This is a genomic window from Gordonia sp. (in: high G+C Gram-positive bacteria), assembly GCF_020438995.1.
In the GTDB taxonomy this organism is placed as follows: domain Bacteria; phylum Actinomycetota; class Actinomycetes; order Mycobacteriales; family Mycobacteriaceae; genus Gordonia.
This window is the reverse complement of record NZ_JAGQTN010000219.1, coordinates 17740-31671: the sequence shown is the minus strand read 5'-3', so window position 1 is coordinate 31671 and position 13932 is coordinate 17740. Positions and strand designations below refer to the sequence as shown.

13 protein-coding genes are annotated in these 13932 nt (G+C 67.5%); 7 read left to right on the top strand and 6 right to left on the bottom strand.

Translation table 11 applies throughout. The features are described from left to right. From sufU to KDB67_RS15670, 5 genes are all read left to right on the top strand, one after another. Positions 1-414, top strand: a 414-nt coding sequence (gene sufU, locus KDB67_RS15690) for a Fe-S cluster assembly sulfur transfer protein SufU (protein WP_291017434.1), incomplete at its 5' end; no start/stop codon positions are given. Next, complete coding sequence (locus KDB67_RS15685; protein WP_291017432.1) at positions 411-788, top strand: metal-sulfur cluster assembly factor; 378 nt, start codon at positions 411-413, stop codon at positions 786-788. The genes sufU and KDB67_RS15685, both read left to right, overlap by 4 nt. A 76-nt stretch (positions 789-864) precedes the next feature. Beyond that, complete coding sequence (locus tag KDB67_RS15680; protein WP_291017440.1) at positions 865-1881, top strand: iron chelate uptake ABC transporter family permease subunit; 1017 nt, start codon at positions 865-867, stop codon at positions 1879-1881. An 83-nt stretch (positions 1882-1964) separates the two neighbouring features. Next, the gene (locus KDB67_RS15675) at positions 1965-3017 is read left to right on the top strand and encodes an iron chelate uptake ABC transporter family permease subunit (protein WP_291017437.1); all 1053 of its coding nucleotides are present in this window, start codon (positions 1965-1967) and stop codon (positions 3015-3017) included. 41 nt (positions 3018-3058) lie between these two features. Next, positions 3059-3904: an ABC transporter ATP-binding protein gene (locus KDB67_RS15670; RefSeq protein ID WP_291017429.1), complete on the top strand. Its 846-nt coding sequence runs from the start codon at positions 3059-3061 to the stop codon at positions 3902-3904. Here KDB67_RS15670 and KDB67_RS15665 read toward each other — a convergent pair. Further along, positions 3891-5093, bottom strand: a complete 1203-nt coding sequence (locus tag KDB67_RS15665; RefSeq protein ID WP_291017426.1) for a lycopene cyclase family protein — start codon at positions 5091-5093, stop codon at positions 3891-3893. The two genes, KDB67_RS15670 and KDB67_RS15665, sit on opposite strands and share 14 nt — an antisense overlap. Before the next feature lie 98 nt (positions 5094-5191). Here KDB67_RS15665 and KDB67_RS15660 point away from each other — a divergent pair, with 98 nt between their 5' ends. Together KDB67_RS15660 and KDB67_RS15655 are read left to right on the top strand one after the other, a co-directional pair. Then, positions 5192-6175: a glycosyltransferase gene (locus tag KDB67_RS15660; RefSeq protein ID WP_291017422.1), complete on the top strand. Its 984-nt coding sequence runs from the start codon at positions 5192-5194 to the stop codon at positions 6173-6175. Between the two features lie 9 nt (positions 6176-6184). Continuing rightward, positions 6185-7075 (top strand): glycosyltransferase family A protein, encoded by an 891-nt coding sequence (locus KDB67_RS15655; protein WP_291017419.1) that lies wholly within the window; start codon positions 6185-6187, stop codon positions 7073-7075. A 100-nt stretch (positions 7076-7175) separates the two neighbouring features. Here the strand turns inward: KDB67_RS15655 and KDB67_RS15650 are convergent, their stop codons facing one another. The 5 genes from KDB67_RS15650 to KDB67_RS15630 form a co-directional block, all read right to left on the bottom strand. Continuing rightward, positions 7176-8393 carry a polysaccharide biosynthesis protein gene (locus KDB67_RS15650; protein ID WP_291017417.1) on the bottom strand — a complete coding sequence of 406 codons (1218 nt, stop codon included), beginning with the start codon at positions 8391-8393 and terminating at the stop codon, positions 7176-7178. Positions 8394-8437: 44 nt separating this feature from the next. After that, on the bottom strand, positions 8438-9298 hold the full coding sequence (locus KDB67_RS15645; RefSeq protein WP_291017415.1) for a beta-1,6-N-acetylglucosaminyltransferase: 861 nt from the start codon (positions 9296-9298) through the stop codon (positions 8438-8440). Further along, complete coding sequence (locus KDB67_RS15640) at positions 9295-11694, bottom strand: AMP-binding protein (RefSeq protein ID WP_291017413.1); 2400 nt, start codon at positions 11692-11694, stop codon at positions 9295-9297. Before KDB67_RS15640 ends, KDB67_RS15645 begins: the two co-directional genes overlap by 4 nt. 25 nt (positions 11695-11719) lie before the next feature. Beyond that, on the bottom strand, positions 11720-12934 hold the full coding sequence (locus tag KDB67_RS15635; protein ID WP_291017411.1) for a 3-dehydroquinate synthase II family protein: 1215 nt from the start codon (positions 12932-12934) through the stop codon (positions 11720-11722). Between the two features lie 96 nt (positions 12935-13030). Continuing rightward, positions 13031-13855 (bottom strand): 2-amino-3,7-dideoxy-D-threo-hept-6-ulosonate synthase, encoded by an 825-nt coding sequence (locus tag KDB67_RS15630; protein ID WP_291017409.1) that lies wholly within the window; start codon positions 13853-13855, stop codon positions 13031-13033. Positions 13856-13932: the final 77 nt, after the last annotated feature.

The following is a 13932-nucleotide window of genomic DNA, read 5'->3' as shown; positions in this document are numbered from 1 at the left end:
TACAAACACCCCCACGGACGTGGCCTGCGTGATCCGTTCACCACCGAGGTCCACCACGTCAATCCGACGTGCGGCGACGAGGTGACCTTGCGGGTCGCCCTGTCCGACGACGGGGCCCGTGTCGCCGACATCTCCTACGACGGGCAGGGCTGCTCGATCTCGCAGGCGTCGACGTCGGTACTGTTCGACCAGCTCGTCGGGCTCGGCCTGACCGAGGCGCTCGCGACGGTCGACTCATTCAGCACGATGATGACCTCACGCGGCAAGGACGCCGGTGACGAAGACGTCATCGGTGACGGCATCGCCTTCGCCGGCGTCAGCAAGTACCCGGCCCGCGTCAAATGCGCGCTGCTGGGTTGGCTGGCATTCAAGGACGCACTGGCGCAGAGTGTTGACGAAAAGGAGACAGCATGACCGACGAGACCGTCACCACACAGGATCTGGCGGCCGGTTCGGGTGAGGTTCAGACTTCACTGCCGAGTCTCGATGATGTCGAGGAGGCGATGCGTGATGTCGTTGACCCCGAACTGGGCATCAACGTGGTCGACCTCGGCCTGGTCTACGGGCTGAACGTCACCGACGACGCCGTCGCGAAGATCGACATGACCCTGACGTCGGCGGCCTGCCCGCTGACCGACGTGATCGAGGATCAGGCGCGCACGGCGCTCGTCGGGAGCGGACTGTGCACCGACCTGGAGATCAACTGGGTGTGGCTGCCGCCGTGGGGGCCGGACAAGATCACCGACGACGGCCGCGAACAACTGCGCGCACTCGGCTTCACCGTCTGAGGAGCACGTGAGTTCGACAGTGAACGCCGCGGCACCGGTCGAGGCCTCGGTCACCGATGACGCCGCCGTCGCGCAACTGGCCCACGGCATCGCGCGTACCAACCTTCGCCGTTCGCTCGGCTGGTTCGCCGGCCTGGCGATCCTGCTGCTGATCTGCCTGCTCAGTCTGTCGGTGGGCGCCAAGTCCATCCCGCTGGGCACGGTCTGGGATGCGTTGTTCGCCTTCAGCGGCTCCCAGGACCACCTTGTGGTCCGGGACATGCGGCTGCCCAGGACCGCACTCGGCCTGGTCGCGGGTGCCGCGCTCGGCGTAGCGGGCGCCCTGATCCAGGCGATGACCCGTAACCCGCTGGCGGATCCGGGAATCCTGGGCGTAAACGCGGGCGCGGCATTCCTGGTGGCACTTGCGGTCGGAACATTTGGCGTGACCGCGCTGTGGGGATACATCTGGTTCGCCTTCGCCGGCGCGATCCTGGCCACACTCCTGGTCTATGCGATCGGCTCGTGGGGGCGCGGCGGAGGAACCCCTGTGCGGCTGACGTTGTCGGGTGTTGCGATCGCGGCGGTCCTCGGCGGTGTGACACAGGGGCTGGTGCTGCTCGATCCGGTCGCGTTCGAGGCGATGCGCACCTGGAACGCGGGTTCGATCGCCGGCCGCAGCGGCGACGTAGTGTGGGCGATCGTGCCGTTCGTGCTGGCCGGGCTCGTCGTGGCGATGGCGATCGCCAGACCTCTCAACGCCGTGGCGCTCGGCGATGATCTGGCACGCAGCCTCGGAGCCGATGTGGGACGTGTCCGGGTGGCCGGCGTTATCGCGGTGACGTTGTTGTGTGGTGCGGCCACCGCGGCCGCCGGACCGATCGGCTTCGTCGGCCTGATGGTCCCGCACATCGCCCGCTGGATCGTCGGGCCGGACCAGCGGTGGATCTTCGCCTACACCGTGATCGGGGCACCGATGCTGGTGCTGTCGGCCGACGTGCTCGGCAGAGTGGTCATCCGCCCCGACGAGATGCAGGTGGGCATCGTGACGGCGCTGGTGGGGGCACCGGTGCTGATCCTGCTGGTGCGGCGCAAGAAGGCGAGCGGCCTGTGAGCGGTAACCCTACGCTGAACAGGCCGCGACTTCGTCAGGGTCGCCAGGCGATCGACTTCGGCCGGCCCCTGCTGGCCGTCCGGCTGCCCGGGATCACCCGGCGAGGACGATCCTTCACCGCGGTACCCGATGGTTTGTCGGCGCGCGTCGACCTGCGCGGTGTGGTCGTGGTGGTCGTGCTGATCCTGGCCGCTGTCGCGGCGGCTTTCGCTGAACTGGCGACCGGCGACCTGCACATCCCCATCACAGAGGTGGTCCGGGCGGTCTTCGGCGCCGACACCGAGAACGCGGAGATCGTCACGCAGTGGCGGGCTCCGCGGGTGGTGCTTGCCCTGGTGCTCGGCATATTGCTGGGGATCAGTGGCGCGATCTTCCAGACCCTGACCCGCAATCCCCTCGGCAGCCCGGACATCATCGGATTCAACACCGGTGCCTACACAGGCGCGCTGGTGGTACTTCTCGTCCTCGACGGAGTCGCCACCAGCTACTATCCGACAGCGATCGGGGCACTCATCGGTGGCATCGTCACCGCTCTGCTGGTGTATCTGCTGGCGTTCAAACGCGGGGTGCAGGGATTCCGGCTCATCATCGTCGGTATCGCCACCTCGGCGGTGCTGGCCGCGGTCAACACCTGGCTGATCCTCAAAGCCGATCTCGAGGACGCCATGTCGGCGGCGGTGTGGGGGGCGGGAACACTCAACAACAAAGAGTGGGTGCACGCGCAGCCGGTGCTGATCGTCGCGGTGATCCTGGTGATTCCCGTCTTCTGGGTCGCCTACCGGATGCCAATGCTCGACATGGGCGACGACGCGGCGGCCGCCCTCGGTATCCGGGTCGAACGGACGCGGTTGGCGATGATCGTCGTCGGAGTCAGTCTGACGGCGATCGCCACAGCGGCCGCCGGACCCATCTCGTTCGTCGCACTGGCGGCGCCGCAGTTGGCCCGACGGCTCACTCGCTCGGCGGGGGTGACGGTCATCGCGTCGGCCGCGATGGGAGCGCTGGTACTGGTGGTCAGTGACTGGATCGCGCAGTTCGCGTTCGGTGACAAGGACCTGCCGGTGGGTGTGGTGACCGTATCGATCGGCGGCCTGTACCTGGTGTGGCTGCTGGCGCTGGAGGCGCGCCGGCAATGAGATCACAAGTGACGGGAGCTGGGAAAAGTGACGAGGGCGCGATGAGCGAAGTCATGGTGGCGGAAGAAGCGCGCGCGGGTTCGCGCTTGCAGGCGAAGAACATCACTATCGGCTACGACGCACGCATCATCAGTGACGGTCTGACCCTCGACATCCCGGACGGCAAGTTCACCGTGATCGTCGGCCCCAACGCGTGCGGCAAGTCGACCCTGCTGCGGGCGCTGTCACGGCTGCTGACACCGTCGTCGGGGGAGGTGCTGCTCGACGGCAAGGCGATCGCGAGCTACCCGGCCAAACAGGTCGCCCGCACACTCGGGCTGCTGCCGCAGTCGTCGATCGCACCCGACGGCATCCGCGTCGCCGATCTCATCGCGCGCGGCCGGTTCCCGCATCAGAAACTGATCCGGCAGTGGACTCGCGACGACGAGGCCGCCGTGGTGGAGGCGATGGCCGCGACCGGCGTGAGCGAACTGTCGGGAAGGCTCGTCGACGAATTGTCCGGCGGTCAGCGTCAACGGGTCTGGATGGCGATGCTGCTGGCACAGCAGACCGAGCTGATGCTGCTCGACGAGCCAACCACCTACCTCGACATCGCCTATCAGGTGGATCTGCTCGAATTGTGCGCCGAACTCAACCGCACGTCCGGCCGAACCCTCGTCGCGGTACTGCACGACCTGAACCACGCCTTCCGCTACGCCGACCACATCATCGCGATGAGGGCGGGACGGGTGGTGGCGCAGGGAAAACCCGCCGACATCGTCACCGCCGACATGGTGCACGAGGTATTCGGGCTGCCGTGCCGCATCATCGACGACCCCGAAACCGGTACGCCCCTGGTGATTCCGCTGGCCCGCAATACCGACACCCCGCGGTTCACCACGCACTGAGCCGCGCGCGCAGACCCGTCTTCGGGTAGGGGCCGGCCACGCGGTGTGCGGGCAGTCCTGCTGCCGCGGACTTGGCGACGGTCAGCTTCAGCCGCACGGGCAGTGCCGCGAACACACCCCACATGGCCGCGCTCGTACCGGGCAGGTCGGTGCGGCCCGACAGGTAGGCCCGCTGTACGGAGTCCGGGAGGGCGAAGAACCGGTCGAAGAACAGGACGAGATCGTCGGGGCCCAGAGCCAGCAGCGCGGCAAGACCCATGACCCGCAGCCGGTACACGCAGCGTGCCTGCCACGGCCACAAGGCGGCGGTCACGTCGGCGCCCCGGCTCGCTGCCGCTACGACAGCATCGGCCAGTGCGAGGGACTGGGCGACGCTGTACCCGGTAGCGGGATGGATCAGGCCTCCGGCGGCGCCGAATCGGGAGGCACCAGAGGTGCGCCACGGTGTCGGCGTCAATCCCACGAGCGGGAACCGCACGATCTCGGCCCCCGTCGACACCCGGCTACGGCCGCCCTTCTTGCCGCCGAGATCCGGGACGGCCACCCCGGGTACCCGTCCGCGGAGCCTGCGTGCCAGTTCGCCGATGTCGACGGCGGGTGCGCCTGCCAGGCAGGTCTCCTCGACGAGTCGCCGCCCACGACCGAGATCGACGGAGTAGACGAACGTGCCGGTGCCCGGTCGCCAGTCCATCACCACCATCCGGTCGTCGGCGGGTCGATGTTCCACAGCCGTTCCGCCGTGGCTGACCACGATGCCAACGGCGGTCTGCTCCGGGGCGTCGACGGCAGGCCCGGCTGCTTCGACGCCGCGAGCGTCGACGACTGTGGACGCGTACAGAAGCGAACCGTCGGCGAAGGTGACGTAGGTGCTGTACGCGTGTGACACCCGTGCCCGGACGATGTGCACACCATCGACGCTGAGTGCCGACTGCAGTGCCGGGGTGTCGAAAATCACATATTCCCGGTCGAGGACCCTGCGACCGGGTGTATATACGACAGCGGGCCCGGTGGCCGCCACGCATTCGGTTGGCAGCCAGTCGGGTAGTTCGTCGGCCCACGCGCCGTAGGTGGCCTGCCATGGCCGGTCGGGATGGGGGTCGACGAGGGTGACGGCAAGGCCGGCCGCAAGGCCGCGATGGGCGATCGCTCGGCCGGCCGGACCGGCGCCGATCACCAGGAGATCCTTCACCCGCAGAAGTGTAGTGGCGCACGACCCTCGGCGTGCCCCGAGAATGCTTAGGGTAGCCTAATGGCTGTGTGTTGCCTGTGTGGGGGAACCGGGGCCCGATGACAACGGTCGGAGTTGTCATTCCGGTGTACCGGTGTGAGAACTACGTGCGCGGCTGTATCGAGTCGGTCCTGGCGCAGACCCGTCCCGTCGACCAGATCGTGCTGGTCGACGATTGCGGTGGCGACCGATCCATCGATATCGCGGTCGAGACCCTGCGAGAACACGGGCGTGAGCACCGGGTGATCACCCAACCGCGCAACGGTGGCCTGGGAAGGGCCCGCAACACCGGCCTGGCGGTGCTGACCACCGACCTGGTGTGGTTCCTCGACAGCGACGACACCGCGGCGCCCGAGTTCGTCGACACCCTGGTGTCGGCGATGAACGCGGCGGATGCCCAGATGTCGGTCACCCGCACTTATCGCGTCGATGAGCACGATCGGGTCCTACAGATCGACGAGGCCCGGCCGCTCGCCGATGCCATCACCGGCGCCGAGTACGCCCGCGAACTTCTTCGGGGCCGGGCAAAGGCGTACGCATGTACCAAACTGTTCGAACGGGCGAGCCTGGGCACCAGGCCCTGGGCCGAGGACCAGGCGTACGAGGACATCGCGACCAGCATCCGCGTGGCGCTGTCGGTGGATCGGGTGGCGATGATCGAAACACCCCTGTACCGGTATTTGTACCGGGAGGGCTCGCTGTCGACGGCATTCTCGGCCACCACGTTCGACCTGTTCACCGCCGATGCGGACGTCCGGGCGCTGGTGGCGGGCCGCGGCCGTGGTTCGGAGTGGGACCGGGACTACCTGGGCTATCACTATCGGGAGGTTCTCACCTCGATCGCCCACGTGGCGATGCGCGCAGACCATGCCGACGAAGCCGATCCGGAACTGTACCGCACCGCGATCAACGAGGTGCGGCAAGGCATTTCGCTGTCCGATATTCCGGTGCTCTGGGCCGGTGGACACCGCCGGGAGATTGTCTTCGCAGTGTTGATGAAGGCCTCACCCGTTCTCTACTCCACGATTCTGCGATTCCGGTAGAGGCGATCTGTGACGACAGAGCAGACACCGCCGCTGGTGACCGTCCTCATGCCCGCCTACAACGCGTCCGGATACATCGCCGATGCCGCGCAGTCGGTGTTTGCGCAAGGCGTCGACGATCTGGAACTGCTGGCGATCGACGACGGCAGCATCGACGGCTGTATCGATGAGCTGATGGCGCTCGGCGATTCCCGGATCCGGGTGGTGGCGCAGGCCAATGCCGGGCTGGTCGCCGCACTCAACCGCGGTCTCGACGAGGCCCGCGGGACGTTCATCGCCCGCATGGATGCCGACGACCTGCTTCCGGAGGGCCGTCTGCGGGCGCAGCTGAGCTGGATGGCTGAGCATCCCGCCCGGATCATATGCGGTACCGACTACGAGCTGTTCGAGGCAGCGACCGGCTACGTCCGCACTCCGCGCATCGACAAGGCGTGCCGGCAGCGGCTGCTACTGGGCAGCTGTCACTGCGGGGCGTCGGTGATGATCCGGCGGTCGGTGATCGAGGAGACCGGTATCCGGTTCGACCCGGCGTTCGTGCACGCAGAGGACTACGAGTTCTTCACCCGGCTCTGCGCCTACGGGGAGATCGGGAACGTCCCGATGCTCGGCTACCGATACCGGATTCACGCCAAGTCGGTGAGCAACCGGCATGCGGAGGTACAGCGGGCCTCACACCTGCTCGCCGCCTCCCGTTACGCCGAATCCATCGGTGTCACACCGCTTCCCGACGATGTGCTCACCCGGCTGATGTGGCCGTCCGGATCGTCGCGGACGGGTTTGGTGCTCGGTACCGCGGCGGCGGCGGCGCGGGCCTGGGTACGTTATCGAGGCGCCGACATCGCCCGGTTCGGTGGCCGCCGCGTCTTCGAGGCTGCGGCGGCCGCGAGGTCGCGGGACTGACACCCGCTCGTGTTGCGATCGCGACCCGGCGGGGTGAATCACCCCTGTACGCAGGGGTATTCGTGGGCGTTCGGCGGGGCCCGGATCTGCCCGGCGGTGGCTATTGCTGCGTCAGGGGTTCGGGTTGGTGCGTGGGATGTTCGGCGTGCTGCATCTCGCGGATTCCGGTGATGAGGGGCCCGATGACGACGGCGAAGGCGATGGCGGAGGCGGCGATGGATGCGCAACCGACGCCGATGAGTCCGATATGCGGCAGTAGGAGGACGGATCCGGCGACGGTGACCGTGACGATCATGATCTGCACGATCAGCATCAGCCGCAGTTTCCGCTGAATCTGGGCGACCATGAAGTACACGATGACGACGGTGTCGATGATTGATTGGGCGGCGAGGATCACCATGAGTGGTCCGGCCTCGCGGGCGTACTCGGCTCCGACGACCCACAGCAGCACCGGGCCGCCGACGGCGAGGCCGGCCGCCACCACCAGCGTCAGCGGGATGAGCATCCGTTTGAGCTGACGCACCAGCGACTGCCCGTCGGCACCGGGTTGCACGGCCTCCACCACGAACGCCGCGCCGAAACTGCTGCGCAGCATCCCTGCCGCGGCGTTCATCGTCCACGCCAGATTGAAGTACGCGTTCTGGGTGGTGCCGACTGTGCCGACGACGATCAGCGGCAAGGCGAACGGCACCACCGAACTGACCAGCATCATCGTGAAGAACACACCCTGAAAGGCCATCAGTTCACGGCCGGCGGGCAACTCCTCGCTGCTTTCGGTGCGCCGTCCGATCGCGATTCGCACCACGTGCACGATGAACACCGCGGTCGTCAGCGCGGCCAGCAGCAGCCACGATCCAGCCACGGCCATTGCCGTTGCGGTACCGGTCAGAAAGAACAGCGGGATGATCTTGGTGACCGACAGGAACACATTCTTCACCGCGACCGCCGGTGACCTGCGCAATCCGATCAGGATCGGATCGGTGATCGCGTAATAGGCCAGCACCAACACCAGCAACGGGAACATCACCTTGTCCGTGGTGCTGTGAAACAGCTTCGAACCGAACCCCAGCAACACGAAACCGGTACCGAGGATGGCCGACGTGGCGCCGATGAGGGCATAACCGCCGAGAATCAGCCGGGTGGTCCGGTGCCCGGCGACAGGCAGAAACCGTTCGTACGCGCCGGCCAGCGACAGACACGCCAGCGACGACATCGCGGTGGCGGTGGAGATCATCGCCGACGCCCGCCCGACCTCGGAGGTGGGCAGCATCCGTTCGGCGATCATCCAGTACACCAGGCCGAGAGCACCGGTGGCCATCGACGAGACCATCAACGCACTCGCGTTGACAGCGAGCCTGCCTTTCAGCACGTCTGTTCCGCTCGCCAGGTCCAGTCGGCCCCGACCTTGCGGGCGAACATCGCCGGACTCGCCAGCGCGGCGGTCAGCGATTGTTCGGTCAGCTCGGCGGGGCGGATGCCGCTGTACTCGGACCAGTCGATGAAGTGCAACGCATGCAGCGTGTCATCCGGTGGTGTGCGGTCGAGATAGTTCTGGGTGATCTTCGGCGCCAGCCCGGATGCGGCCAGGATCGAGTGGAAGACGAACTCGTCCGGACACAGGGAGAACCGGTGACCGCGCAGCCAGGCGGGATGGTCATCGAGATAGTCCAGGATGGTCCGGATCGCGGGGGACGTCAGCGACCACCATTGGGAACCTTCGACCAGCGGCGGTCCCGGCGGGAGTCGGCGGGGCACTCGGCCGGAGAGCCACGCGCGGTCGAGCACGGGCTGATCGGGGAACCAGAAGCGGCGCGGCTTGAGATAGCCCTGGCTTTCGGTGCGGTTGAGCCGTCTGTCGATGCGCAGATGTTCGGCATCGTCGGACCACCGTTCGAGCAGCACCGGAAGAGGACGTAGGAGCACGTCGGCCCCCGACAACAGTGTGTGCCGGTGGTGGTCGACGCCGCTACCGACTGCCAGCTCGACCAACTCCCGCGTGGCCCGGACCAGGCTCAACCCGCCCCACCGGACGTTCACCCGGCGCGGCTGCGGCACGAAAACGACTTCGGCACCGACAGCCCGGGCCGCCGATTCGAACAGGTCCTGACGCGAGGTGTCGTCGACGTGGGCGTAGACGTCGATCTGTTCATGTTGCAGCGAGGCGATCAGCGCCGCGAACAACCGCGGATGTTCGTGCACCAGAACGTGAACGGCAAACCTCATCGCGTGGTCACCTGGGAGGTGAGCGCATCGGCGACCAGCCGCGCCGTCCTGTCGACGTACGGGTGCCGCAGTATCGCGTTGTGATCGCCGGCGACGACATGAACACCGGCGCAATGCGGGGCATAGGCGTACCAGCATTCGGGGTTGTCCGGATTGTCGTCGGCGAGGATCGCGGTGACCGGCCCGTACCAGGGACGCAGTCGGTGCAGGAGCGCCGAGCGCCGGCCCAGGTCGTGAAACAGCGACCACTGCTCCTTGGCCGGCCGACGCCACCAACCAGCGCTGAGCAGGGCCAGACGCCGACGCCACAGCGCGGCCGCGGTCGTCTCGCCGGCCGGATCGCCGTCGGCCTCGGTATCGGCGCGCGGGGGGACGACCGCGGGCAGGTGCATGCGCGCTCGCGTGCCGAGTGGGCCGTCGAAGATGGTGTCCAGGCACACGATGTGCTCGACGTGATGGCCCTGTGCAGACAGGAGCCTGGCCACCTCGATGGCGATGACACCGCCGAGGGAGTGTCCGACGAACCGGAACGGGCCCGGCGGGCAGATGTCCAGGATGTGGCGCGCGAAGCGGCGTGCGGCCGCCCCGACCGTCCAGTCGGGGATTCCGCGGCCCTCCAGGGCGTGCGGCTGCAGTCCGATGACGCGGTACTCGCCCAGACACCGAGCCAGCGGACCGAATGCCAACGCCGACTCACCCGCGCCGGAGAATGCGAAGACCAGCGGCCGGTCGTCGTCAGCGGCCGGCACAGCGCTCAGCGGTACCACGTCGCCCCCCGACACCGGCGGGTTCCGGCGGTCGACGGCGTCGGCGACCGCCCGTAGTGTCGGCGCACTGACCAGGTCCGACGGGGTGAGTGCGGTGCCGAAGGTGGCGGTGGTGCGGGTGATCAGCTCCACAACGGTCAGCGAGTCACCGCCGAGGGACAGAAAGTCGTCGTCGCGGCCGACATCACCGACCCGGAGCAGATCCTCCCAGATGGAAGCCAGCAGGCCTTCGGTCGTGGTCACGGGCGCGACATACCGGGGACGTCCGGCCGGTTCTGGGAGCCGGGTGCGGTCGACCTTGCCGCGCTCAGTGCGCGGGAGCGCGGCCACCAGTAGCACGTGGGTGGGCTGCATCCAGCTCGGCAGCGACGCCGCCAGCGTGGTACGGATCTCGGCGACGGACGGGGGGCGGACACCCGGGGCGGTCGCCAGGTAAGCGATCAACTCCGCGCCGCCGGTCCCGTGCCGGGCAAGCACCGCGGCCTCGGCGACCTCCGGGATGGCCTCGATCGCGCCGACCACCTCCGACACGTCGACGCGGTAGCCGCGGATCTTGACCGTGTCGTCGCCGCGGCCGGCCAGGTGCAACTGGTCGCCGGTCACAGACCCGCGATCGCCGAGGACATGTTCACGTACGCCGCCGATGTCGGGGAAGTCGCTGCCCAGATAGCCCTGGGCAATATTGGGCGAACGCACGACGAGGGTTCCGATGGTGCCGGGCGCCGCAGGCAGACCCTGGTCGTCGACGACGGTCACGGCCTTGCCCGCGGCGATCCGCCCGGCGGGGATCATGCCATCCGGGAGGGGCCGGTCCGGCCCGAACACGTTGAAGGCGAGGTTGCCCGTTTCGGTGGAACCGGACCGATTGGTGAATGTGACGTTCGTGTTCACTTCGCGCAGTCTGGCCACGTCACCGGCGCCGATCGCCTCGCCGCACGTGCATACGATGTCGGTGGTTGCGAACGCATCGTCGGCGCCAGGTTCGGCCAGCAGCGCCCGCAGCAGCGCGGGAGTCAGATGCAGGCTGTCGGGACGCCACTCGATCAACGATGCGGTCAACTCGCCGACGCCGTCGGTCCGCGGATGGGACACGCACAGTGTGGCGCCGTTGCCGACGGCGGCCAGCGCGATGTCGAGACCGCCTCCGAAGCTGACCGGCATCGCGAGCGCGACCTTGCGGCCGGGTCCGATACCGAGTTCGCGGCCGAGTTCGGTGATCTGGTGCATCCACTGGGCGAAGCCCTGACGTACCGCCTTGGGTTCTCCGGTCGATCCGGAGGTGAACATCAGCACTGCAGTGCCAGGCACTGGGCGCGGCACCGACGCGCTCGGCAGCCCGATCTCCCCCGGGTAGGCGACGGCCCCCGCGGCCTCGATCAGCCGGGCCGTACGTTCGGGTGGCGAAGCGATGTCGATCGGCAGCACCGGGTGCGGCGAGCATAGAACGGTCAGCAGTTCGATCACACCGTCGACCGAGTCCGACAGTCGCACCGCCACCGGTACACCGTCCGCGATACCGGCCGTCCGCAGACCTGCAGTACCTTCGTCGACCAGCCGCAACAACTTGGCGAAGCTGACGGTGCCGGTCCGGGTGCGGAGCGCGACCACATCCTCGTGATCGGCGCTCACCCGGACCAGAAGGTCGTGGAACGGGTTAGCGTTCCTCACAGAACTCGGTGATCGGAAGGCCGACGTGACGGGCTTCGGTGGGGACATAGCCGAGGAGTACGTCGCCGGGCTTGAGTTCGGTGACGTTGTTGACCGAACCACCCGGGCCGAGCAGGCGCACATGCCAGTCGTCCTGGGCGATCACATTGATGGTCTTGCCGTCTGCGGAGCTCGCGGTGATCGAGATCAGTGGGCGGCGTTCGATCTTGACCCGGCCGATACGCACCTCGCGCACCGAGCCGTCGGTGCGGACCGCGAGAATCGGCTGGCCGGCCCGCAGTTCGCTGACGTAGCGGGTGCGGTTGTCGGGGGTCATCACGTACGAGTGCACGGCGCCGGCGTTCCACCGGAACGGGCGGGTCGGCATGTACGGCAGGGGATGGGTCTCGCTGCACGAGAGGAACATTCCGCTGGCGAACGAGCCGATGAGGCAGCCCTCGTCCAGTTCGAGCAGCGAGCAGGTGTCGATGCAGGCACGCTCACCCATCCCGATGTGCGCGACGTCGGTGATGGTCAGCTCGGAGAGCTCCACCTTGTCGCCGTCCGGCGTGAGCACGTCGACCAGCGCCACCACGTCGTCGGCGTGGCGCGGTGCCAGCAGCAGGCCGTCCGAGCCGTGTTCGAGAACCAGCTTGACGATGCCGGCGTCCTCGATGTCGTTGACGACGGTGACCGTCTTGCCGCCGGAGTTCTCGGCCGCGGCGATGACGATCTCGAGCGGGATCTTGGTGGGATCGGTGAACGTCAGCACTGTCCACGGCGTCACCCGGACGAGTTCGCACGCGTGGCCGAGGGTCGGTGCATCGGAGACGACGACGTGCACACCGGCTGCGGGAGCGCTGCCATCCTGCAGGTCGGTGGCCTCGGTCAGCACCAGGTCCGGGACGAACGACTCGCCGTCCGTGACCTTCTTCTTGTCGGCCTTCTTGTCGGCGTCCTTGTTGCCCGGGTCCGTCGTGTTTGCGGCCGGCTGCGTACCGGTCAGGATCCGGCGAACGGTGGGGGGCAGGCCCGAGAGCATCGCGGCGTCGTCGGAGACGATACCGTCAAGGCCGTAGTTGATCGCGGCCTGCACGACGGCGTCGCGGGCGGCACCGTCGAGGTGCCGCACATCGACCCACGCGAAGTGTTCGCTGTTCCGGTCGTTCTCCGACGGTGAAGCGGGCACGATCTGGTCGGTGACGACGACATGGCTGGTCATATGCGGATGGACCTGACTTTCTGCTTGGGTGAGGTGTGCCGACCCAGGGCCTGGCGGATGCGCGCGGACGAGAACCGGCGTATTGAGCTGGTGGGGTCAGGCGAGGGCCGCCACGCGATCACTGTCGGCGATGCGTTTGTGGACGATCCGGGCGAGGGCCGTGGCGACTCTTACCGGGTTGGTCGCGTCGAAGACGTTGCGGCCGAAGCTCAAACCGGCGACACCGCTGGACATGACCTCCGCGCCGAGCGCGATCGCGGCGTCGTCGCTGACCGTCGCGCCGCCGGCCACGTAGACGGGGACCGGCGTGGATGCGACCACACTTTGCATCGCCGAGGGCGACCCGGCGTAGTCGAGTTTGATCATGTCGGCGCCGAGGTCGGTGGCGATCGCCGCGAGGTGGGCGAGTGTGTTCGCCGAAGACGATGCGTTCTGTTGCGGTCCGCGCGCGTACATCATCGCCAGCAGCGGGACTCCGAGTACGTCGCATTCCCTGGCGACGGCGGCGAAATCTGCCAGCTGCTGACGTTCGCTTTGCGATCCGATGTTGACGTGGATGCTGACCGCGTCGGCTCCCGATCGCACGGCGGCCTCGACACCGGAGACGAGAACCTTGGCGTCGGTGTCCAGGCTCATCGAGGTACCTGCTGACAGATGGACGATCAGACCGATGCTGGTGAAGGCGTCGACGGGTACGCGATTGATGCGGCCGCGGTGCAGCACCACGGCGTTGATGCCGGTGCCTGCGAGAACGGAGACCATACGTTCGGTGTGGTCGACGGGGCCGAGTGGGCCGACGGTCACCGAATGGTCCATCGGCACGATATGCGCCCGGCGGGTCGCGGGATCGCTGATACGCGCCAACCGCAGAGCCTTGCCGCTCGAGAGACTGGCGCGGACCAGTGCGTGCTGGGTGTCCATGGGTTCTCCTGCGACCGTTTCGGGGTTTTTGCGATACTTAGAAAATATTAGGCTAGCCTAGCCAAACGAACAAAGTC